Source organism: Corallococcus macrosporus DSM 14697, assembly GCF_002305895.1.
Taxonomy (GTDB): Bacteria; Myxococcota; Myxococcia; order Myxococcales; family Myxococcaceae; genus Myxococcus; species Myxococcus macrosporus.
The window spans coordinates 6702182-6723417 of the sequence record NZ_CP022203.1; the positions used below are offsets into that span (position 1 = coordinate 6702182).

General features: G+C 70.9%; 22 protein-coding genes. 10 read left to right on the top strand and 12 right to left on the bottom strand.

The features are described from left to right. Positions 1 to 45 precede the first annotated feature (45 nt). The gene (locus tag MYMAC_RS26850; RefSeq protein ID WP_095961700.1) at positions 46 to 648 is read right to left on the bottom strand and encodes a hypothetical protein; all 603 of its coding nucleotides are present in this window, start codon (positions 646 to 648) and stop codon (positions 46 to 48) included. Between the two features lie 228 nt (positions 649 to 876). Here MYMAC_RS26850 and MYMAC_RS26855 point away from each other — a divergent pair, with 228 nt between their 5' ends. The 4 genes from MYMAC_RS26855 (at position 877) to MYMAC_RS26870 (ending at position 3488) form a co-directional block, all read left to right on the top strand. Next, entirely contained in the window at positions 877 to 1338 is a 462-nt protein-coding gene (locus MYMAC_RS26855; protein ID WP_013941980.1) for a YaiI/YqxD family protein, read from the top strand. Positions 1339 to 1409: 71 nt separating this feature from the next. After that, on the top strand, positions 1410 to 1889 hold the full coding sequence (locus MYMAC_RS26860) for a VOC family protein (protein WP_013941981.1): 480 nt from the start codon (positions 1410 to 1412) through the stop codon (positions 1887 to 1889). A 139-nt stretch (positions 1890 to 2028) separates the two neighbouring features. Then, on the top strand, positions 2029 to 2637 hold the full coding sequence (locus tag MYMAC_RS26865) for a 2,3-bisphosphoglycerate-dependent phosphoglycerate mutase (RefSeq protein ID WP_013941982.1): 609 nt from the start codon (positions 2029 to 2031) through the stop codon (positions 2635 to 2637). A 194-nt stretch (positions 2638 to 2831) separates the two neighbouring features. Beyond that, on the top strand, positions 2832 to 3488 hold the full coding sequence (locus MYMAC_RS26870) for a proline and serine-rich protein 1 family protein (protein ID WP_239989041.1): 657 nt from the start codon (positions 2832 to 2834) through the stop codon (positions 3486 to 3488). Positions 3489 to 3553: 65 nt separating this feature from the next. Here the strand turns inward: MYMAC_RS26870 and MYMAC_RS26875 are convergent, their stop codons facing one another. The 8 genes from MYMAC_RS26875 to MYMAC_RS26910 all read right to left on the bottom strand — a co-directional run bounded on the left by MYMAC_RS26875 (position 3554) and on the right by MYMAC_RS26910 (position 12907). Continuing rightward, complete coding sequence (locus MYMAC_RS26875; protein ID WP_013941984.1) at positions 3554 to 4132, bottom strand: hemerythrin domain-containing protein; 579 nt, start codon at positions 4130 to 4132, stop codon at positions 3554 to 3556. Positions 4133 to 4143: 11 nt separating this feature from the next. Next, positions 4144 to 5517, bottom strand: coding sequence for an oxygen-independent coproporphyrinogen III oxidase (hemN, locus tag MYMAC_RS26880; RefSeq protein ID WP_095960150.1), 1374 nt, complete (start codon positions 5515 to 5517; stop codon positions 4144 to 4146). A gap of 137 nt (positions 5518 to 5654) precedes the next feature. After that, positions 5655 to 7070: a cytochrome c oxidase accessory protein CcoG gene (ccoG, locus tag MYMAC_RS26885; RefSeq protein ID WP_095960151.1), complete on the bottom strand. Its 1416-nt coding sequence runs from the start codon at positions 7068 to 7070 to the stop codon at positions 5655 to 5657. Positions 7071 to 7090: 20 nt separating this feature from the next. Beyond that, positions 7091 to 7642 (bottom strand): c-type cytochrome, encoded by a 552-nt coding sequence (locus MYMAC_RS26890; RefSeq protein WP_095960152.1) that lies wholly within the window; start codon positions 7640 to 7642, stop codon positions 7091 to 7093. After that, a complete protein-coding gene (locus tag MYMAC_RS26895; protein WP_095960153.1) occupies positions 7635 to 7814 on the bottom strand; it encodes a cbb3-type cytochrome oxidase subunit 3 in 180 nt (59 codons plus the stop codon). The genes MYMAC_RS26890 and MYMAC_RS26895 overlap by 8 nt, the downstream gene beginning before the upstream one ends. Further along, positions 7814 to 10198 (bottom strand): cytochrome-c oxidase, cbb3-type subunit I, encoded by a 2385-nt coding sequence (ccoN, locus tag MYMAC_RS26900; RefSeq protein WP_095960154.1) that lies wholly within the window; start codon positions 10196 to 10198, stop codon positions 7814 to 7816. The genes MYMAC_RS26895 and ccoN overlap by 1 nt, the downstream gene beginning before the upstream one ends. Before the next feature lie 4 nt (positions 10199 to 10202). Continuing rightward, positions 10203 to 10394, bottom strand: coding sequence for a hypothetical protein (locus tag MYMAC_RS26905; protein ID WP_011555496.1), 192 nt, complete (start codon positions 10392 to 10394; stop codon positions 10203 to 10205). After that, positions 10391 to 12907 (bottom strand): heavy metal translocating P-type ATPase, encoded by a 2517-nt coding sequence (locus MYMAC_RS26910; protein WP_095960155.1) that lies wholly within the window; start codon positions 12905 to 12907, stop codon positions 10391 to 10393. The genes MYMAC_RS26905 and MYMAC_RS26910 overlap by 4 nt, the downstream gene beginning before the upstream one ends. A 48-nt stretch (positions 12908 to 12955) precedes the next feature. On the opposite strand from MYMAC_RS26910, the gene MYMAC_RS26915 reads away from it, so the two are divergent. Together MYMAC_RS26915 and MYMAC_RS26920 are read left to right on the top strand one after the other, a co-directional pair. Beyond that, a complete protein-coding gene (locus tag MYMAC_RS26915) occupies positions 12956 to 13669 on the top strand; it encodes a sulfite exporter TauE/SafE family protein (protein ID WP_095961701.1) in 714 nt (237 codons plus the stop codon). A 155-nt stretch (positions 13670 to 13824) separates the two neighbouring features. After that, positions 13825 to 15129: a DUF2254 domain-containing protein gene (locus MYMAC_RS26920; RefSeq protein WP_095960156.1), complete on the top strand. Its 1305-nt coding sequence runs from the start codon at positions 13825 to 13827 to the stop codon at positions 15127 to 15129. A gap of 14 nt (positions 15130 to 15143) precedes the next feature. On the opposite strand, the gene MYMAC_RS26925 is transcribed toward MYMAC_RS26920, so the two are convergent. From MYMAC_RS26925 to MYMAC_RS26935, 3 genes are all read right to left on the bottom strand, one after another. Beyond that, positions 15144 to 15800: a potassium channel family protein gene (locus MYMAC_RS26925; protein WP_013941994.1), complete on the bottom strand. Its 657-nt coding sequence runs from the start codon at positions 15798 to 15800 to the stop codon at positions 15144 to 15146. A gap of 9 nt (positions 15801 to 15809) precedes the next feature. Then, positions 15810 to 17216: a TrkH family potassium uptake protein gene (locus tag MYMAC_RS26930; protein ID WP_239989042.1), complete on the bottom strand. Its 1407-nt coding sequence runs from the start codon at positions 17214 to 17216 to the stop codon at positions 15810 to 15812. An 85-nt stretch (positions 17217 to 17301) separates the two neighbouring features. Then, positions 17302 to 17943 (bottom strand): TetR/AcrR family transcriptional regulator, encoded by a 642-nt coding sequence (locus MYMAC_RS26935; RefSeq protein WP_238539838.1) that lies wholly within the window; start codon positions 17941 to 17943, stop codon positions 17302 to 17304. A gap of 165 nt (positions 17944 to 18108) precedes the next feature. Here MYMAC_RS26935 and trhA point away from each other — a divergent pair, with 165 nt between their 5' ends. From trhA to MYMAC_RS26955, 4 genes are read left to right on the top strand one after another with little or no spacing between them, the layout of a single operon-like run. Further along, complete coding sequence (gene trhA, locus MYMAC_RS26940) at positions 18109 to 18762, top strand: PAQR family membrane homeostasis protein TrhA (protein ID WP_013941997.1); 654 nt, start codon at positions 18109 to 18111, stop codon at positions 18760 to 18762. 60 nt (positions 18763 to 18822) lie between these two features. Continuing rightward, entirely contained in the window at positions 18823 to 19446 is a 624-nt protein-coding gene (locus MYMAC_RS26945) for a TetR/AcrR family transcriptional regulator (protein WP_095960158.1), read from the top strand. Beyond that, positions 19446 to 20363, top strand: coding sequence for an alpha/beta hydrolase family protein (locus MYMAC_RS26950; RefSeq protein WP_050989260.1), 918 nt, complete (start codon positions 19446 to 19448; stop codon positions 20361 to 20363). The genes MYMAC_RS26945 and MYMAC_RS26950 overlap by 1 nt, the downstream gene beginning before the upstream one ends. Next, positions 20360 to 21139, top strand: a complete 780-nt coding sequence (locus tag MYMAC_RS26955) for a crotonase/enoyl-CoA hydratase family protein (RefSeq protein WP_013942000.1) — start codon at positions 20360 to 20362, stop codon at positions 21137 to 21139. The genes MYMAC_RS26950 and MYMAC_RS26955 overlap by 4 nt, the downstream gene beginning before the upstream one ends. Positions 21140 to 21236: the final 97 nt, after the last annotated feature.

Consider the following 21236-nt stretch of genomic DNA (forward strand, 5'->3'; position numbering starts at 1 on the left):
GCATGCGATTTTTGAATGGGTTGTTGGCCTGACACGACGCCGGATTCAGTCGTCATCATCATCGTCGTCATCGACGTCCCCGCCCAACCAGCCCGCGGCCCGGTCCGGTGAAGGCACGTTGAAGGTGCACGTCAGCTCGCTGCCATCCTCGTAACGATAGACATACCGACCCGCGGCGAGGTCTTCCGTCACGGCCTCCAGGGTCACCGAGCCCTCCCGCGGCACACCCGACGTTTCGGGGAAGCCCGTCGTCGAGCCCGAGCTCGAGCGCCCCATCGAGTGGGCGAGCCAGTCCACCACCAGCGAATCCGTCTCCGGCACCAGCCGCCGCGCGTCCTCGTTGGCCAACGCCACCGTCTCCGGCCCGGCATTGACGGCGGCCCCGTTCACCAGCCGGATGTTCACGCCGAACTCCGTCAGGCCCGCGTCCCCCTTGGGGGTATAGCTCAGGTCAATCCAGGTGCCCGTCACCCCATTGGCGCCGGACCCATAGCGGATCCACTGGGACCGCTCCCCGTCGATGGGCCATTTGACCTTGGCCCCCAGGTGGGTGCCCGTGCATTCCCCCGTGGCATCGGTACCGCAAGCCGTGGTGAGCAGGGCGCTGGCAATGATTGGAACGACGACACGCGAACGAAATAGAGGCATGAACACCATCATAGAGGAGCCAGCGTGCCCTTCCGCAAAGTGCGTCCCCATCCCGGCATGACGCGGCGCATCCTGGCGATTGACAAGGATTGTCATTCACGGTTCAGCCCCGCCCGCGTGCAAGGCATCCCCCGCCGCCCGGTAGCCCCCCTGGCCATGCGTGAGCAGGAACCCGCCAGGCCCACCGAGGGTGAGTCCGCGCGCGTTTCCTGAGATAGTCGCCCCCACATGAAAATCTGGGTCGATGCCGATGCCTGCCCGGGCCCCGTCCGGGACATCATCCTGCGTGCTGGCCAGCGCGTGAAGGTCCACTCCGTGTTCGTGGCCAACCGCGCGCTCTCCCTGCCCCGGCTGGCCTATGTCTCCAGCGTGCAGGTGGGCGCGGGCCTGGACGTCGCGGACCAGCACATCGCCCAGCAGGCGCAGGCGGGGGACCTGGCCGTCACCCAGGACATCCCGCTGGCCGCGCTGCTGGTGCCCAAGGGCGTCGTGGTCCTGGACCCGCGCGGGGAGGTCTTCACCGAGGAGAACGTCGCCGAGCGCCTCTCCGTCCGGAACTTCATGCAGGAGCTGCGGGAGAGCGGCGTGACGACCGGCGGTCCGGACGGCTACTCGGCGCAGGACAAGCAGCAGTTCGCCGCCGCCCTGGACCGGGAGCTGACCCGGCTGGTGAAGGCGGAGCCGAAGTAAAATTCGTCCAATCCTTCCGCGCGCGGAGCGGGCATCTTCCTGGCATCCACACCCACCCAGGAAGGTGCTCCATGACCGACAAATCCGCGTCCTCCTCCACGACGAAGCTCGCTGACGGCCCCCGCCTCTCCCTGGCCCTGGTGCTGAAGGACGCGCCCGCGGCGCTCGACTTCTACGCACGGGCCTTCGGCGCGACGGAGAAGTACCGGCTCGTCGAGCCGAGCGGCCGCGTGGGCCACGCGGAGATGGACCTGGGCGGCGTGACGCTGATGCTCGCGGACGAGTACCCGGAGTACGGCATCGTGGGCCCCCAGAGCCGCGGGGGTACGACGTGCTCCCTCAACCTCCGGGTGGAGGATGTGGACGCCGCCGCCCAGCGCGCCATCGACGCCGGCGCCACATTGGAGCGCCCCATCCAGAACGAGTTCTACGGCGAGCGCGCGGCGCACCTGAGAGACCCCTTCGGCCACCGCTGGGCCCTCAACGCCCGCGTCGAGGACGTGTCCCCCGAGGAGATGCAGCGCCGCTTCACGGAGCTGCTCAAGGGCTGAGGCCCCGTTGGCCCCACCAGGGGCACCGCGTGCGAAAGCAGCCGGAACGGAGCGCGAGACTGTGGAGCCCGGAACGCCCCGTTCCGGGAACCCGCGGCGCCCCCTGGCCGCGCCGGAGCTTCCGGATTAGCTGGGGTGCATGCCTACCCTCGTCCTCGTCCGACACGGTCAGTCGCTGTGGAATCAAGAGAACCGCTTCACCGGCTTCGTCGACGTCCCCCTCACCGACCAGGGGCGACAGGAGGCCCGGCGCGCGGCGGAGGCGCTCAAGGGGATGACCTTCGACGTCGCCTACACGTCCGCGCTCAGCCGGGCCCAGGAGACGCTCGCCATCCTCCTGGATTCGCTGGGGCAGCAGGTCCCCACCATCCGGGACGCCGCCCTCAACGAGCGCAACTACGGCGACCTCCAGGGGCTGAACAAGGCGGATGCCGCCAGGCGCTGGGGGGATGCGCAAATCAAGGAATGGCGCCGCTCCTTCGACGTGCCGCCCCCCAACGGCGAGTCCCTGGAGATGACCGCCAGACGGGTGCTGCCCTTCTATGACCGGGCCATCGCCGGCGACCTGCGCCTGGGGAAGAACGTGCTCGTGGTGGCCCACGGCAACTCCAACCGCTCCCTGGTCATGAAGCTGGACAAGCTCACGGGCGCGCAGGTGGTGGGGCTGGAGCTGGCCACCGGGGTGCCGCTCATCTACGAGATGTCCCCGGACGGCGAGGTGCTGTCCAAGCGCACCGCGTCCGCTTGATTTTTCGCGGCGTGAAGGGGGCTACCCAAGCCCCTCGCAGTCGTGAGATACGCGCGACAGCGCGAGGACGGCCCGGGCCGCTCCAGGGGGGAACTTCCGTGATGCGGAGGCAGGCTGCACGCCCCATCGCGGCCGGTTGAATGCAACCGGCCCCGGCGCGTCAGACTGTACGAGCACATGAAAGGAAGCTCCCCATGAAGGCCCTGATCACCTCCCTCGCCCTCCTCTTCGCCCTTCCTTCCCTTGACGCCTCCGCCCAGGCGGATGCGCGCCGGCCGCACGGGCCGCCGCCGGGCCAGCAGATGCCGCGCCCGCATGGCCCGCCGCAGCACAGTGGCACCCAGGTGGTGGTGGACCGGAGCGAGCTGACCGACCGCCTGGAGCGGCTGGAGCGGCAGCTCGCCGAGGCCGAGCAGCGGATGAACCGGCAGGAGCGCAACAAGTTCCGCAAGGCCAAGGAGCTGCTGGACTCCGTGCAGGACCTGGTGCGCCAGGCCCCGCCGCTGGCCGTGGTCCTCCCGCCGCCAGCGCCGATGCCGATGCCGCCGCCCCCGCCGGTGGTGCGCCCCATCTCGGACCACGAGCTGCGCCGCATCAGTGAGTCCATCTCCCGGCAGTCGTTCGCCGAGGACAAGATGCGCGTGCTCGTCTCCGCGGCCCAGCACCACCACTTCCTCGTGTCGCAGGTGGGGCAGCTCCTCGGCCACTTCCAGTTCAGCCAGGACAAGCTCACCGTGGTCCGGACGCTGCGGCCCTACATCCTGGACCCGCAGAACGGCCACCTGCTCTACAGCTACTTCTCCTTCTCCAGCGACAAGAAGAAGCTGGATGACATCCTCTCGCGGCGCTGAGCCGCGAGGGCTGACAGCAGGACTTCGGGCGCCGCGGGACTTCCTCCCCCGGCGCCCGTCGCGTTTCAGAACGAGCACACTGGCCCGCGTGGGAAGGGGCGGCCGGGCGGGACGGGCAGGAAGGCGCGCTCCATGGCCTCCGCGGCCTCCGCCAGCGAGCCATGCGACGCCTCGATGCGGGCGAAGCGCGTGCGCATCCGGTCCAGGATGCCCGTGGGCAACAGCCGCCGCGCCAGGGGAAACACCTGGGCCTCTTCCACCGAGGTGTGCCCCCGGTACAGCCGCAGCCAGTCGTCCGCCGCGTCGAGCATGCGCGCCGGGTCCGTCTCCCCGCCGCGCAGCATCGTCTCCGCCGCGCAGAGCATGGCGACGGCGTGCTCGCTGCCGGTGCCGTGCTCGCCGGACACCTGGGCCAGCAGCCCGGGCGCCAGCGGCAGCCGGTGCGCCACCATCGTCTGGAACAGCACCATCTCCTTCGCGTGGTGGCTGCCATCCACGAAGGTGAGGAAGAAGTTCGCGGCGCGGAGGAACAACGAGGCCGAGACGAACTCCCCGTCGCGCCCCTTCGCCACCGCCCGCTCCAGGACCTCCAGCACACGCTGGATGTGACGGTGCTCCTGGTTCAACACGTCCAATGCATCCATGACCCACCCCTTCACACCGTGCGGGAAAAGCGGGGCCGCTCCGCCCCCGCGAGATATGCGTCGAACACCATGGCCACGTTGCGGACGAAGAGCCGCCCCATGGGCGTCAGCTCCAACTGCGAGCCGGTGCGCGTCAGCAGCCCGTCGTCCTCGAAGGCGCGCAGCCGCTGCAGCTCTGGCGCGAAGTAGTCGGCGCCGTCCGCCCCCAGGTCCACCCAGAAGTTGCACATGAGCCGGGTGATGACCGCGCGCCGGCGCTGGTCGTCCGCCGTCAGCGTCAGGCCCCGCTCCGTGGCCAGGCAGCCCTGGGAGACGCGCTCGTAGTAGCGCGGCAGCGCGCGGACGTTCTGCGCGTACGCCCCGGCCACGTCGCTGATGCCGGTGCTGCCAAGGGCCACCACGTCCGAGGCCGCCTTGACGGTGTAGCCCTGGAAGTTGCGGCCCAGCCGGCGCTCGGCCTGCGCGCGCGCCAGCTCGTCCTCGGGCACGGCGAAGTGGTCCATGCCAATGGGCCGGTAGCCCGCGGAGACGAAGGCCGCGTAGGCGTCACGGAACAGCTCCAGCTTGGTCCGGCCGCTGGGGATGGCATCCGCGGGCATGCGCCGCTGGTGCTTCAGCACGTCGGGCATGTACGCGAAGGAGTAGACGGCCAGCCGGTCCGGCCGCATGGACAGCACCGTGTCCAGCGTGCGGGCCCACCCTTTCGCGTCCTGGTGGGGCAGGCCGTAGATGAGGTCGAAGTTCACGCCCTTGAAGCCCAGGCGCCGCGCGTGCTCCAGCAGCGCCCGCGTCTGCTCCGGAGATTGGATGCGGTTGGTGACCTCCTGCACGCGCGCGTCGAAGTCCTGGAGCCCCATGGACACGCGGTTGAAGCCCAGGCTCCGCAGCAGCGTGAGCTGGCCGGGAGTCGTCACCGCCGGGTGGATTTCAATGGCCACCTCCGCGTCCGGCGCGACACGGAAGCGGCGGGTGATGGCCGTCCACAGCCGTTCGAGCTGCCCCTCATCCAGGAAGGTGGGCGTGCCGCCGCCCCAGTGAATCTGGGACAGCGCGCGCCGCGAGCCGAGCCGCTGCACCACCAGGTCCAGCTCCAGCTCCAGGTGGTCGAGGTACTGGTCCGCCGCGCCCCGGTCCCGGCTGATGACGACGTTGCAGCCGCAGTACCAGCAGAGGCTGCGGCAGAAGGGCAGGTGCACGTAGAGCGACAGCGGCTCGGCGCGCTCCCGGGCGCCCGCTTGCTCCAGCCGCGCCACCAGGTGCTCCGGACCGAAGTCCTTCCGCCACTCAGGGGCGGTGGGGTAGCTGGTGTACCGGGGGCCGGAGACGTCGTACCGGCTCAGCAGGGCTTCGGGCGGCGTGGGGACTTCCGGGCGAGGGGGCTCCATCTCACCGCGTCACCACTCCAAGCCTCGTGCCAGGCTCATCCCGTCGAGGGAGCCGGCGGGGCCGCGCAAGGCTTGCGGACCACCCCACCCACACCGCAACCCCTGCGCCGCCGCGCCCCGCCCGGGGGCGCATTGCCCTACCCACCCGTGGCCGCGGGCCCCAGGAACCGGGCCTCCATGCGCTTCACTTCACCGGAGGCCGCGTCTGAGACCTCGACGATGAACGTGAAGGGTGTTTTCACACCTGGGCCCACGGTGATGAACAGCGGCACGCGGAAGCTCTCCAGGGAGCCGAGCGTCACCTGCGCCTGGGGCACCACCACCTTCGCGGGCACGGGACTGTCCACGCGGATGCTGAGCACCGTGTCGGAGGGGTTCTTGTTCACCAGGTGCAGTTCGAACTGGTTGCGCACGGTGCCCTGCTCCACGACGTAGGGCATGCCCTGGAAGCGCAGCAGGTTCGCCTCGAAGGGCACGCGGCGCGCGAGGCTCAGCGTGAGGCCCACGACCACCACCAGCAGCAGCGCGCCGTAGATGAACAGCCGGGGCCGGAGCACCCGCCGCGGCTGTCCGTCCAACCCGTTGAGCGAGTCATACCGGATGAGCCCGCGCGGCTTGCCCAGCTTGTCCATGACGCCGTCGCATGCATCCACGCACTGCGCGCACGCCAGGCAGTCCATCTGCAAGCCATTGCGGATGTCGATGCCCGTGGGGCACACGGCCACGCACCGGAAGCAGTCCACACAGTCGCCGCGCGGCGGCGCCGTGGCCCCCGCAGGCACCTTGACCAGGCGGCCCCGGGGCTCTCCGCGCCGCGCGTCGTAGCCGACAATGAGCGAGTCCCGGTCCTGCATCGCGGACTGGAGCCGGCCATAGGGGCACACCACCACGCAGAGCTGCTCCCGGAACCACGCGAAGTTGAAATACAGCGCGCCCGTCACGGCCATGGCCCAGGTGAAGGCCACCGGCGAGGCCACCGGCCCCTCGGACACCATGGCCACCAGCCCTCCCGCCGAGACGAAGAGGCTCAGCGCCGCGTGGGAGATGAGCATGGACACGGCGGCATAGGCCCCGTGCTTGAGCACCGCCCGCGTCACGCGCGCGGGCGTCCAGGGCTCCCTGGCCGCCTTCAGCCGCCGCTCCCGGGGCCCATCGAAAAAGCGCTCGATGGGGCGATAGAGCGCCTCCAGGAACACCGTCTGCGGACACGCCCAGCCGCACCACACGCGCCCCAGCCACGCGGTGAAGAACAGCAGACCGAAGCCCACTGACGTCACCAGGAAGAGGACGCGCCAGAAGTCCTGCGCGTTGTACGTGCCGCCGAAGAGGTAGAAGCGGCGCGCCGCCACGTCCAGGTGCACCGCCGGGTGGCCCCCCACCTCCACCAGGGGGAGGGCCAGGTAGATGGCGATGAGGACCGCGAAGCCCACCCGCCGCCGGGTGATGAACCGGCCGCGCACATCCGCCGGGTGGAGCGCCAGCCGCGAGCCATCCGCGCGGATGGAGGAGAGCTGGTCGATGCGCGGGCCATCCCGCTGCGGTGCCGCCGACATGGGAGCGTCCTCTCCGTGGGCTACGGCTGCTCGGCCTCGCCCTGCGGCTCCTTGCCGCCGGGCGCGTGGGTGCCCTTGAGCGTGAGCAGGTAGGCGGTGACGGCCTTCACGCGCTCGGCGCCCAGGGTGCGCTCCCACGCGGGCATGCCCTTGGCCACCACGCCGTCCGCCACGACCTTGTGGATGGCCATGGGCCCGCCGCCGTGCATCCAGTACGCGTCCGTCAGGTTGGGGCCGATGAGCCCCTGTCCCTGCGCGCCGTGACAGGCCGCGCAGTTCGCCTGGAACACCTGCTTGCCGCTGTCCACGGAGGCCGGGTCCTTGGCCAGCGCGAGCAGCATGTCGTCGGACGCGGGCTTGTTGCCGGACGCGCGCTTCGCCACCTCCGCGGACTCGGCGGCGTACTCCCCGAGCTGCCCCGGCCCCGCCTCCGCGATGTGGTACCAGAACCAGTAGCCCGCGCTGAAGACGATGGACGTCCAGAGGATGAACAGCCACCAGTTGGGCAGGTGGTTGTCGTGCTCCTCGATGCCGTCATAGACGGAGTGCACCAGCGGCTTGTCGCTACTCATGGCCGCCCTCCCCCCGTTCGCTCAAGGGCATCCGCGCGAGCGCGTCGAAGTCCCCGCTGCGCCGCGCCAGGAACACCCAGGCGACGACGCCGAAGAACACCGCGATGAACAGGACCAACGCGAAGAGGGGCAGCTCGGTGAGCGACATCCCTTGGTAGAATTGCTTGTACATCAGCGGACCTCCTCACTGGCGATGGTGGCGGCGGGCAGGCGGTCCGGCCGCGGCGCGGGCGCCTTCTCCGGCGGCGCGGGCAAATCCTGAGGCCCGCGCCCCAGGCGCTGGAGGTAGGCGATGATGGCCACCATCTCCGAGTCCCACGCCACCTGGACGCCCTGCCCCGCCAGGTCCGCGGTGATGCCCTCCGCCTGCGCCTTCTGCCGCGCCTCGGCGCCGTCCACGTCCGCGTTGCTGTACGGCACGCCCAGCCGCTGCATCAGCGCCAGCTTCTTCGGCGCGTCCTTCACGGCGATGCGCTGCTCGGCCAGCCACGGGTACGGCGGCATGTTGGAGCCGGGGCTCGTCGCCCGAGGGTCCATCATGTGCGTGTAGTGCCAGAGGTTCGGGTACTTGCCGCCCAGGCGGTGCAGGTCCGGACCGGTGCGCTTGCTGCCCCACTGGAAGGGGTGGTCGTAGATGAACTCCTCCGCGCGGGACACGTCGCCGTAGCGCTGCGTCTCCGCCACGAAGGGCCGAATCATCTGCGAGTGGCAGGTGTAGCAGCCCTCACGGACGTAGAGGTCGCGGCCCTGGAGCTCCAGCGGCGAGTACGGCTCCTGCGCCTGGCCATGCGCCGGCACCGCCTGCTTCAGCATGATGGTGGGCAGCAGCTCCGCCACGCCGCCAATCAGGATGGCGATGAGCGTGAGCACCGTGAAGGCCAGCGGCCTGCCCTCGATGAGGCCGAACCACGACGGGCGGCCGGCTTCACGGTCCCTGCGGGTGACAATCCAGGCGAACTCGCCCAGCGCGATGATGGCGCCCAGCAGCACCACCGCGCGCACCGGCTTCGCCCACCCGAGGAACATCGTCACGGTGAGGATGGCGATGGCGAACACCAGCGGCCGGCCCGTCATCACCTGCACCCAGGCGGGCGTCGGGGCCTTGGCGGGCGCGAGCGCTTCGGCTGACACGGGAGGGTCCACGACGACGGTGGTCTCCCCGTCCACGGCCCTGCCGGCGCGGGCCGTCTTCCACAGGTTCCACGCCATCATGATGAAGCCCACCAGGTACATGGACCCGCCGACGAAGCGGACGATGTACATGGGCCGGATGGCCAGCAGCGTCTCCACGAAGTTCGGGTAGAGCAGCGTGCCGTCAGCGTTCGCCGCCTGCCACATGAGGCCCTGCGTGACGCCGCTGATCCACATCGACACCATGTAGAGGAGGATGCCCACCGTCCCGAGCCAGAAGTGCGCGTCCGCCGCCTTGGGCGAGTGCAGCTTCGTGCCGTACAGCCTGGGCACCAGCCAGTAGAACATGCCGGCCGCCATGAAGCCGTTCCAGCCCAGCGCGCCGCTGTGGACGTGGCCGACAATCCAGTCCGTGTAATGCGCCAGCGCGCTCACCGACTTGATGGACAGCAGCGGCCCCTCGAAGGTGGCCATGCCGTAGAAGGTGACGCCGGCGATGAGGAACTTGAGGACGGGGTCCTCGCGCAGCTTGTACCAGGCGCCCTTCAGCGTGAGCAGGCCGTTGAGCATGCCGCCCCACGACGGCGCCCACAGCATGACGCTGAAGATCATGCCCAGCGACTGCGCCCAGTCCGGCAGCGCCGTGTAGAGCAGGTGGTGCGGACCGGCCCAGATGTAGATGAAGACCAGGGCCCAGAAGTGGATGATGGACAGCCGGTACGAGTACACCGGCCGCTCCGCCGCCTTGGGCAGGAAGTAATACATGATGCCCAGGATGGGCGTGGTGAGGAAGAAGGCGACGGCGTTGTGGCCGTACCACCACTGCACCAGCGCGTCCTGGACGCCCGCGTAGACGGAGTAGCTCTTCAGCCCCGACAGCGGCAGCGCCAGGCTGTTGACGATGTGCAGCACCGCCACCGTGACGATGGTGGCGATGTAGAACCAGATGGCGACGTAGAGGTTCTTCTCGTGGCGCCTGGCCAGCGTCCAGAAGAAGTTGATGGCGAAGACGACCCAGATGACGGCGATGGCCACGTCAATGGGCCACTCCAGCTCCGCGTACTCCTTGGACGTGGTGATGCCCAGGGGCAGTGAAATCGCCGCCGCGACGATGATGAGCTGCCAGCCCCAGAAGTGGATTTTCGAGAGCAGGTCCGACGCCATGCGCGTCTTCAGCAGACGCTGCGTGGAGTAGTAGATGCCCGCGAACATCATGTTGCCCACGAAGGCGAAGATGACCGCGTTCGTGTGCAGCGGGCGCAGGCGGGAGTACGTCGTATAGGGGATGCCCAGGTTCGCCTGCCACCAGGCGAGCTGACTGGCCGCCAGCGCCCCTACCGCCATGCCCACGATGCCGAACAGCACCGACGCGAGGATGAAGCGCCGGACCGTGGTGTCGTCATAGATGATTCGTTGCTGATGCACGGCTTCACTCCTGGGAAGCGGAGGGCGGAGGCTCGGGGGCGCGCGGCGCCGGGGCGGCGCTGTCGTCTTCAAGCGGAAAGAGGGAGAGCCGGTCGGCGTGCTCGTGGTCGCGGTGGCGCACGCTGTAGACGAACAGCAGCACCGAGCTGGCGACGAGCATCAGGCTCACGAAGACCTGGAGGACGAGGACGTTCATGCCGGCACCTCCCGCAGCGGCGGTGTGGGCGTGGCGGCTGCGGCGCGCTCGCGTGAAGCGGACAGCCACCACACCGTGAAGAGCACGGTGGCCAGGCTGGTGGCGGGCATGGCCACGGCGGCGCGCAGCGGCGTCATCCACCCGGACAGGCACACGGAGACGGCCACCACGTTGTAGCCCACCGCCAGGGCCAGCAGCCGGCGCACCACCCGCCGCAGCCGCGCCGACAGCCGCAGGGCCTCGCGGATGGCGCCCAGGCCCTCGCCCAGGAGGAAGAAGTCGCTCTTGCCCGGCATCACCGGCCGGTCGATGGCGGGCGTGCCCGCGCAGAGCGCCCGCTCGAAGGCGAGGCTGTCGTTGACGCCGTCGCCCAGGTACAGCGTGTCCGCCGCGTCCAGCTTCGCGACAGCCTCGGCCTTGTCCTCGGGACGCAGGCCGCCCAGGGCGTGCCCGGCGGGGATGCCCAGCGCGGCGGCCAGGGCCTCCACGCGCGTCGGCAGGTCCCCGGAGATGAGCCACACCTCGCGCCCTTCGCCCTGGAGCGCGTGGACCTCGCGGCGCGCGTCGGGCCGCACCGACTCCTGGAGCTGGAAGAAGGCCACCGGCACGCCGTCCCGCGTGAGCACCGGACCCGCCGCGAGCCCCGCGCCGGAGAGGAGGACCTCCACGCGCGCCGGGGCTTTCGGGAGTCGGCCCTCGGCCGCGAATGGCCGGTCCGGCGCATGGACCTGCGGCTCCGCCACCCGCGCCTCCGTGGCCCAGTCCGCGCGGCCCAGCCGCCACCGGACACCCTCGCGAACCATCTCCAGCCCCTGGCCGGCCCGCTCCGCCACCCGCGCCTCGGGGTTGAAGCGCGCGCCCCCCCGGGCCAGCGCGGCGGCCAGACACCGGCTGGCGGGATGGTTGCTGCGCGACACCAGGTCGAACGCGACGTCGCGCGTCGCGGGCGTCAAGCCCGTCACGGCGGCGCGGTCCACCAACTCCAGGCGCCCCAGCGTCAGCGTCCCCGTCTTGTCGAAGAGCACCTTGCGCACGCGGGGCAGCCGGTCCAGCAGGTCCGTGCTCCGGATGAAGAAGCCGCCACGGCGCAGGCGCGCCTGGACCAGCTCGTAGGCCAGCGGCGTGGCGATGCCGATGGCGCACGGGCACGTCACCACCAGCAGCGCGACCGCCACCTCCAGCGCCTTGTCCGGCCCGGCGGGCCACCACGACGCGAGCCCCAGCGCGGAGACGAAGAGCACCGTCGCCACCCAGCGCCGCGACACGCGGTCCCAGAAGCGGGTGTGCAGCGCGGGGCCGCCCGCATCGGCGGGAGCGCGACGGAGCAGCGCCACCAGCGGCGAGTCCGTGAAGGCCTGCTTCGCCTGGACGCGCACCGCCTCGCGCCCGGCGTTGAACGCGCCCGCGGGCAGCGCCTCGCCCTGCCCCACCGCGCGCTCGCCGGGCTCGCCCGTCATCCAATCCGTGGACACCCGCGCGCCCGAATCGAGCAGCGCCGCGTCCACGGGCACCAGGTCTCCCGGCGCAATCACCAGCACGTCGCCGTCGGCCACCTCGGCGGCGCGCACGGTGGCGAGCCGGGTGCCCTCCTCCCTGCGCACGAAGAGCCCTTCCGCGCCGTCGTCATCCAGCAGGAAGCGCCGGTTGCGCTCCAGCACGCGCTGCTGGAGCCACCGCCCCACCAGCATCAGCGTGACGAAGGTGTTGAGCGTGTCGAAGTACGCCAGGTCGCCGCGCCCGCCGCGCGCCTGCGCCAGCGACATGCCGAACACCAGCAGGATGCCCAGGGCGATGGGCAGGTCCAGGTGCAGCACGCCGCGCCGCAGTCCCTGGAGCGCCGCGCGGAAGAAGGGCCAGCCGCCCACCCCCACGACGGCGGACGACAGCCACAGGCTCAGCCGCGTGAAGAGGCGGAAGGCCTCACCGTCCTCCGGCGTGAGCCCCACGTAGAAGCTCACCGAGAACAGCATCACGTTCATCGACAGCGCGGCGCAGACGCCCAGGCGGATGGGCAGGTCCAGGCTCGCGCGCTCCGGGCGCTTGCGGCTGGGACCGAAGCGGTAGCCGAAGCCCTCCACGCCGCGCAGGAACTCCGCCACGTCGAAGGCGCCCCGCCGCCACTGCATCCGCACCTTGCCCAGGGCCGGGTCCACCGTCAGGCCCGCGCCGCCCGGCTGGCGGCGGAACAGCTCGTTCATCAACCACACGCATGCGGCGCAGTGGATGCCCTGCACGTCCAGCTCGAGCGCGCACAGCGGGCCAGGGATGGACTCGGCGCGGCTGATGAGCGGCTCCAGCCACGCGAACGCGCGTTCCTTGCGCGGCTCAGGGGCGGGCGCCGTCCTCCCTTGCGCGAGCTGGTAGTAGCGCGTGAGCCCCTGCTCCACGAGCAGCCCGTGCACGGCCTCGCACCCCACGCAGCAGAAGTCGCGCGCCGCGCTCCCGGGAGGGACGGGGCTGCCGCAGTGGAGACAGGTGGCCGGAGCAGGCTCCGAGGTCGTGGAGGCAGGCATTCACGGTGTCACCTTGCGAACGGCATGCCTGTTGCGAAGCACGCGTTCATGTCACCCGAACCGGCCGCGCTCGCCGCTGTGTTGCACAGCACCGCTCCCAACGTTGTCGCCGGCGCGCTGGGCGCGTTCGTGGTGGGCCTCACGGGGAGCTTGCATTGCCTCCTCATGTGCGGCCCGCTGGCCTGCGCGGGCCTCCCTGGCGCTCCAGGCCCGGAGCGGCGCGGGGCCGTCCTCGCCTACCAGGGCGCGCGCCTGGGCGCCTATGCCCTCGTGGGCGGCGCGCTGGGCCTGCTGGGCGGAGGCGTCACCCAGGCGCTGGCGGTCTCCACGCGCCCGTACCTGCCCTGGCTGATGGCGGTGGCGCTGGTCGCGTCCGCGCTGGAGCTGGGCAAGCGCCTGCGTCCGCTGCCGGGCATGGCGAACCTGGCGCGTCACGTGACGCGCTGGGGCGCAAAGTTTTCGTGGGCGGGCCGCGCGAGCGCAATGGGTGCGGTGACGCCGCTGCTGCCCTGCGGCGTCCTCTATGGCGTGTTCGCGGTGGCGCTGGCGAGCGGCTCGTTCAGCGGCGGCGCGCTGGTGCTCGCGGCGTTCGCGCTCGGCGGCCTGCCTGCCCTGCTGGGCGCCCAGCTTCAGGCCGCGCTGTGGAAGCACCGCCCGAAGTGGATGTCCCTGCTGCTCCAGCGGGCGGTGCCCCTGGCGGCGGCGGCGGTGCTCATCTACCGCGCCGTGGGCACCGGCAACGGAGGTCCGAGCTGCCACTGAGCAGTCGGGCCCACGTCGGGAGCCGGTGGGTGACACGCACGGTGCGCGCCGCCCGCGTCCCCTTTCTTCCCGGATGGGCCATGCCCAGATTCGACCGGGGGCTTGACCGAAGGCCCCGGGCCCACCGGTTGGGCGGGGAGACACACGCGGCCACCATGCAGCTCCGTCTTACACGCTTCGCTGAGCGGCTCAGCACGAGCTATTGGGTGGTCCCCGCGCTCTGCGTGGCCGCCGCCATCGGCCTGTCCCAGCTCGCCCAGGCGCTGGACGCCCGCCTGACGCAGCACGAGCATGACTGGTACCTCTTCCAAGGCGGCCCCGAGGGCGCCCGCTCCGTCCTCTCCGCCGTGGCGTCCTCGATGCTGACGTTCGCGGGCCTCGTCTTCTCCGTCACCATCCTGGTGCTCCAGCAGGCCAGCAACCAGTTCTCACCGCGCATCCTCCGCACGTTCCTCCGGGACCGGAAGAGCCAGATGGCGCTGGGCATCTTCACGGGCACCTTCGTCTATGCCCTGCTGGGGCTGCGCACCGTCCGGGGCACGTCGGAGAACCTGGACATCGAGAGCCATGTCCCGTCGCTCTCCGTCTGGCTCGCCGTGGTGCTCGCGCTGCTGTGCGTGGGCGCCTTCATCTTCTACATCCACCATGTGGCGCAATCCATCCGGGCCGTGGTCATCCTCTCTCGCATCCACGACGAGACGTGCGAGACGATGGAGCGCATGTATCCGGAGGGTGTCGGGCTCGACGCCGCGGAGACGTGTCAGGAGGGCGCCCCCCGCGGCGCGCCCTCGCTCGTCATCCCCCACGACGGCAGCTCCGGCGTGCTCCTCACCGTGGATGAGGACCAGTTGATGACCCACGCACGGCGCGCGGGCGTCACGCTCGCCGTCGTGCCCATGGTGGGTGACTTCGTGCCCCACGGGAGCGCGCTCTTCGAGGTCTGGGGAGAGGCCGGCTCGCTCGACGTCAAGGCCGTCCTGGGCGCGGTCGGGCTCGGTCGCGAGCGCACGCTCCAGCAGGACACCGCCTTCGGCTTCCGCCAGCTCATCGACGTGGCCGAGCGCGCCCTCTCCCCTGGCATCAACGACCCGTCCACGGCCGTCCAGGCCATCGACCAGCTCCATGACCTGCTGCGCCGGCTGGTCCTCCGGCGCTTCCCGAGCACGCATCGGCTGGACGACCAGGGGGCGCTGCGGCTGGTCTGCCCGCGCCCCGACTTCGACGACTACGTGCGGCTCTCCCTGGATGAGATTCGCGAGTACGGGGAGGAGTCCATCCAGGTGGCCCGCCGCCTGCGCTTCCTGCTGGAGGACCTGCTGCGGGTGGCGCCCGACTTCCGGCGCGGGGAGCTGGAGCGCCAGCGCTCGCTGCTCGACGCCACCGTCACCCGGGTGTTCGAGGATGCCAGGGTCGCGGCGGAGGCCCGGCGCGCGGGGCCCCAGGGCCACGGACCGCACTGAGCCGGGCCGCGGCGTCAGCGCAGCGCGGCCACGGCCTCGAGCGCCGAGGGCTCGCCCGCGACCAGCAGCGCATCGGACGGGGTGAGCAGCCGGTCCGGATCCGGCACGGGGAGCATGCGGTCCTGGAGCACGTCATGCACGGCGACGACGTGCACGCGGTAGCGCTGCGGCAGGGCGAGCACGCGCAGGCTCTTTCCGTACCAGGCCTCCGGCACCGGCATCTCCTGCAGCCCGAACTCCGTCCCCAACTGCACGTACTGCAGCAGCCGGCCGCTGGTGATGCGGCTGGCCAGGCCCAGGGCGCTCTCGCGCTCGGGGAAGATGCTCTCCGTGGCCCCCAGCGCGTTCGCGATGCGCGCGTGGTCATCCGAGCGGACCTTCACGTAGATGTCCTGGATGCCGGTGTCGCGCAGGGCGAGCAGCGCGAGGATGCTGGCCGAGAGGTCCTCGCCCGTGGAGACGATGGCCGCGTCCGCGCCGCGCGCCCCCACCTCCTCCAGGACCTGCCGCTGCGTGGCGTCTCCGACCATGGCCTTGGACACCCGCGAGCCCAGCGCATCGACCACCGCGGGGCGCGGGTCGATGGCGATGACGTCATGCCCCTGCTCATGCAGGCGCACGGCGAGGACCGAGCCGAAGTTGCCCAACCCCACCACGATGATGCGCTTCATCCCTGCTCCTTAACCAACGATGAGGTCCTCTTGCGCGGGGCGCACGTGCCGCAGGTGCGTCCGGGCGCGGAGGCTGAGGGCCGCGAAGAAGGACAGCGGCCCCAGCCGCCCCACGAACATCAGCGCGATGACCTGCAGCTTGCCCGCCACGGTCAGCGAGGGTGACACGTCCATGGTCAGCCCCACCGTGCAGAAGGCGCTGACCACCTCGAAGAAGACGGGCAGGAAGCTGGCGCGCGCGGCCTGCACGGACTCCGCCCCGCGGCCCTCGGTGAAGCTGAGCACGAAGACCGCGGCCGTCATCACCCCGAAGGCGATGAGGGCCAGCGACACGGTGCGCTCGATGGTGCCCTCCGGGATGGCGCGGCCGTGCAGCTCGGCGTGCCGGCGGCCCCGGATGCGCGTGAAGGCGAGCGCCGCCAGCACCGCCAGCGTCGTCGTCTTCAGCCCGCCCGCCGTGGAGCCAGGGCTGCCGCCCACCACCATGAGCAGGATGGTGAAGAAGCCGCTCGCGTTGCTCACCTCGGCGTAGCTCACGCTGTTGAAGCCCGCCGTGCGCGCCGTGGCGGACATGAACCAGGCGTTGGCCACCCGGTCCACGTAGCCCAGGTGCGCCAGCGTCCCGCGCCACTCGAAGAGCGCGAAGAGCACGGCCCCTCCCACCAGCAGCACGCCGGTGACGAGCAACGCCGCGAAGGTGTGCACGCTCATCCGCCGGGAGCGCTCGTCCCGGCTGCGCCACCAGCGCAGCGCCTCCTCGCTGGACAGGTAGCCCAGGCTGCCCAGGATGATGAGGAAGGAGAGGACCAGGAGCGAGAGGGGCGACTCGTCGAGCCCCACCAGCGAATCACTGAACGTCGAGAAGCCGGCGTTGCAGAAGGCGCTGACCGAGTGGAAGACGGCGTGCCAGGCCGCATCCTTCCAGCCGAAGCGCGGCAGCCACAGCAGCCACAGCAGCAGCGCCCCCAGCGCCTCCACCCACAGGGTGAAGCGCGCGACACGCAAGGTCAGGGACAGCACGTTCTCCCGATGCGTGTAGTCAATGGGGGCGCCGACGATGACCTCGCTGCGGAGCGACAGCCGGCGGCCCAGCGCGCCGATGACGAGCGTGGTGAGGGTGACGAGCCCCAGGCCGCCCAACTGGATGAAGACGAGCAGCCAGAGCTGCCCCCAGAGGGTGAGCGCCGTCGCGGTGTTCACCACCGAGAGGCCCGTCACACACACCGCGCTCGTCATGGTGAAGAGCGCGTCGAGGAACCCCAGCCGTGGGCCCGTGTACAGCCCCGGGAGCCAGAGCAGCCCCGCCGTCCCGACCGCGATGAGCGCCGCGAAGGAGAGCGCCAGCAACATCGCGGGTGAGATGGAGAACCAGCGCAGCCAGAGCCAACGAAAGGGAGATCGCAGGAAGGAGTCCACGGAGCAGGGGTGACCATCCACCAAGTCGGGGCGCCGCACCAGTTTCTACGGCGCGAACCCGGGCGGAAGTCGAGCGGGGACCGTCTCAACCGCCGCGCCGCTTCGGAGCGCGCCGCCCACCGGACGTGGACGGCTCCTTCGGCAGGTGCCGGAGCCCCATCCACCCGAGCGCCGCGACATGGCGCGCGACGTGGTCGATGGAGAAGGAGCGCCCGTCCTCGGCCCACCACTGCCCCACCTGCGTCACCATGCCCAGCAGCGCGTTCGCGTAGATGGGGGCGACCTTGGGGTTGTAGCCGGCGTGCTCGAACTCGACCTTGAAGATGTCCGCCACGCGCAGCGCCAGGTCGTCGATGACGCGCGTCAGGCCCCGGCGCCCCACCGTCAACGGGGAGTCGCGCGTCAGCACCGCGAAGCCCGCGGGCACCTCCTTGGCGTACGTCATGAAGGCCAGCACCGCGCGCTCGAACCGCTCGCGGGGCGTGCCCGTGGCGATACGCTCCGACACGCGCGACACCAGGTCATCCATCTCCCGGTCCACGATGGCCGCGTAGAGCCCCTCCTTCGCGCCGAAGTGCTCGTAGACGATGGGCTTCGACACGCCCGCCCGCTGCGCGACCTCCTCGATGGAGGTCGCTTCGTAGCCCTTCGCGGCGAACACCCCTCGCCCCACCTCCATCAACTGAACCCGGCGGTCAGCCCCCGACAGTCGCTTCTTCGTCGCCACGTTGACCTCGAACCTACTGGACAGTAACTTACCCGACCGGAACCTACCGACTCGTAACTCTCCGGTGGCGCTGGAGCCCCTCATGTATCCCGTCTCTCGTGGAGCCGTCTTGCCCGGCGCGGCCGAGCACCACATCCTCGCTGTCGCCGAAGCGCGGGGGCGACCGTGAGCGCCCAGCCCCTGGAGAAGCCGAAGCTGCGCGGCGTCCTGCACCAGTTCGCCGCCACGGGCGCGCTGGGCGCGGGGCTGGTGCTCGTCTCCATGGCCCCCACGGACCGGGCCGCCGCGGCCGCCGCGGTGTATGCCGTCAGCCTGGTGGTGCTGTTCGCGGTCAGCGCGACCTACCACCGGGTGAACTGGTCCACGCGCGGGCGGACGTGGATGCGGCGCATGGACCACGCCTCCATCTTCATCCTCATCGCGGGCACGTATACGCCCGTGGCGCTGCTGGGCATCGCCGGGGCCGCGGGCAACCGCCTGCTGCTCCTCATCTGGGCGGGCGCCTTCGCGGGTGTCCTCCAATCGCTGTTCTGGATACAGGCGCCCAAGGTGGTGACCGCGGCGCTGGCCGTCGCCGTCGGCTGGACGCTGGTGCCCTACTTCGATGAAGCGCGGCGCGCCCTCACGGGCACCGACCTGGCGCTCATCCTCGGCGGAGGTGTTGCCTACACGGCGGGCGCGCTCGCCTACGCCCTGAAGCGGCCGAACCTCCGCCCCGGCGTCTTCGGCTACCACGAGGTCTTCCACGCCCTCACGCTGGTGGGCGCGGCGCTCCACTTCACCGTCGTCTTGCGGCTCGTCCGCACCGCGACGGTGTAGGCCCCTGGGGGACGCGCGGGCGGCTTGACTGGAATCTGATTCTAGAATCAGATTCTAGCCATGGAGCGTAGACGCCGCAGCGCGACGGGCGAGCAGAGCCGTCGTGCCATCCTGGATGCCGCGCTGGATTGCTTCTCCCGGCTGGGCTGGGCGGCGACCACCATTGAGGACATCCGCAAGGTCAGCGGCGCCAGCGTGGGCAGCGTCTACCACCACTTCGGTGCGAAGGAAGGCATCGCGGTGGCGCTCTACATCGACTGCCTGCGCCTCCATCAGGACTCGCTGCGGGCACGGTTGGAGAAGAAGCACGACGCGGAAGCCTTCGTGCGGACGGTCGTCACGCACCACATCGCCTGGTCCCGGGAGCACCCGGAGGCCGCCCGCTACCTGCTGCGCATGCGCCGGGAGGAAGCCGTGGCCGCGGCCGAGCAGGAAATCCAATCCGCGACGGGAGACTTCATCCGGGAGGGCTTCAGCCGGCTGAAGTCCTACGCCCAGTCCGGTGAGCTGCTGCCCCTGCCTTCGTCCGTCTACATGCCGCTGATGCTCGGGCCCGCGCAGGAGCTGCTGCGCGGCTGGGCCAACGGACACGTCGAGCTCAAGCCCGGCATCGAGAAGGTCCTCGCCGATGCGGCGTGGCGCTGCCTCCGGCCGGACTCCGCCGCCTCCAGGAAGGTGCCGTGATGGCCAATGACGCCCTGCCCTCCACCGGCGCGCGGGTTTCGGCGGAGGTGGTCCAGATTCCCGCCCGGGATGGGCTGCCCCTGGCCGCGACGGTGTACCAGGGACGCCAGGACAACGGCGTGGCCGTCCAGGTGAATCCGGCGACCGCCGTGCCGCGCCGGTATTACGACGCGTTCGCCCGCTTCCTCGCGGGCAGGGGCTTCACCGTCGTCACGTATGACTACCGGGCCATGGGGGACAGCGTCATGGGCGCGGCCCTGCGCGACCAGGCCCGCTTCCAGGATTGGGGCGAGCTGGATACGCCCGCCGTCATGGACTGGGTGACGGCCCGGTTTCCATCGCACCGGCTGTCCGTCGTGGGCCACTCGGCGGGTGGGCAGATGCTGGGGCTGGCGGAGAACGCCTCGCGCATCCAGGCCGTGCTGCTGGTTGGCTCCCAGCATGGCTGGTGGCGGCATTGGCCCATGCCCCTGGGGCTGGCGGTGGCGGCCCTCTCCTACGTGGCGCTCCCCGTTTCCGCCGCGCTGCTGGGGCGTTTTCCGGGACGGGCCATGGGCGCGGAGGACCTGCCGGGCGGCATCGCGCGCCAGTGGGCGAGCTGGTGCCGCAACCCGCACTACGTCTCCGACGCGCACGGAGCGCCGCTGCGGCCATACAACGACCGCGTCCGGGCGCGGCTCCGGCTCTACAGCTTCTCGGATGACGCCTTCGCTCCGGAGGCCGCCGCGCGCGCCCTGCTCGACTACTACCCGAACGCGACACGCGAGCACCTACACCGCACACCGGCGGAGCTCGGCATGAAGCGCGTCGGCCACTTTGGCTGGTTCCGCGCCAGCACGCCCGAGGCCGTCTGGGCGGAGGCGGCGGACTGGCTGGCACAGGTGACGTCACTCCCCACCGAAACGAGGGCCTTGTGAGCAGCTTCATCACGGAAGAGACCGAAGGGTTCGTGCGGAAGATAGGGCTGAACCGCCCGGAGAAGCGCAACGCGATGAACATCGCGCTCATCGAGCAGCTCTCGGGGGCGCTGAGCCGGGCCGAGGCCGATGAGACTGTGCGCGTGTGCGTGCTCTTCGCGCACGGCACCGTGTTCACCGCGGGGCTCGACCTCATGGACGTATTTCCCCGGCTGGGAGAGGCCCAGACGCTGTTCAGCGCGGCGGGCATCGACCCGTGGGCGACGCACGGCCCCGCGAGGACGAAGCCGCTCATCATGGCGGTCCATGGCAAGTGCCTGACGCTCGGCATCGAGCTGATGCTCGCCGCCGACATCACGGTGGCCTCCGAGGACGCCACCTTCGAGCAGATTGAAATCGACCGCGGCATCTTCCCCTTTGGCGGAGGCACCGCCCGCTGGGTGCGGACCATGGGCTGGGGCAACGCGATGCAGTACCTGCTGACGGGCGATGCGCTCGACGCGCGCGAAGCGCACCGGCTGGGGCTCGTGCAGCGGGTCGTCTCGCGTGAGGCGCTGATGGAGACGGCGATGGGCCTCGCGACTCGCATCGCGTCGAAGCCGCCGCTCGCCATCCAGGCGACCCTCGAGAGCGCGCGGACAGCCGTCCTGGAAGGCGAGCGCGCCGCGGCGGAGAAGCTCCTGCCGGCCATCCAGCGGCTCGCGACGACCGAGGACGTGCAGGAGGCGCTCTCCGCGCACTTCGAACGCCGGCCGGCGACCTTCCGCGGCCGCTGACCGCGCGGCTCGAGTCCCCTGGGAAGGCGTGGCGCCCGTCGGCTGCGGCAAAGGCGCGTCGAACAGGGGCGACCTGAACAACCTGCGCCCCATGGAC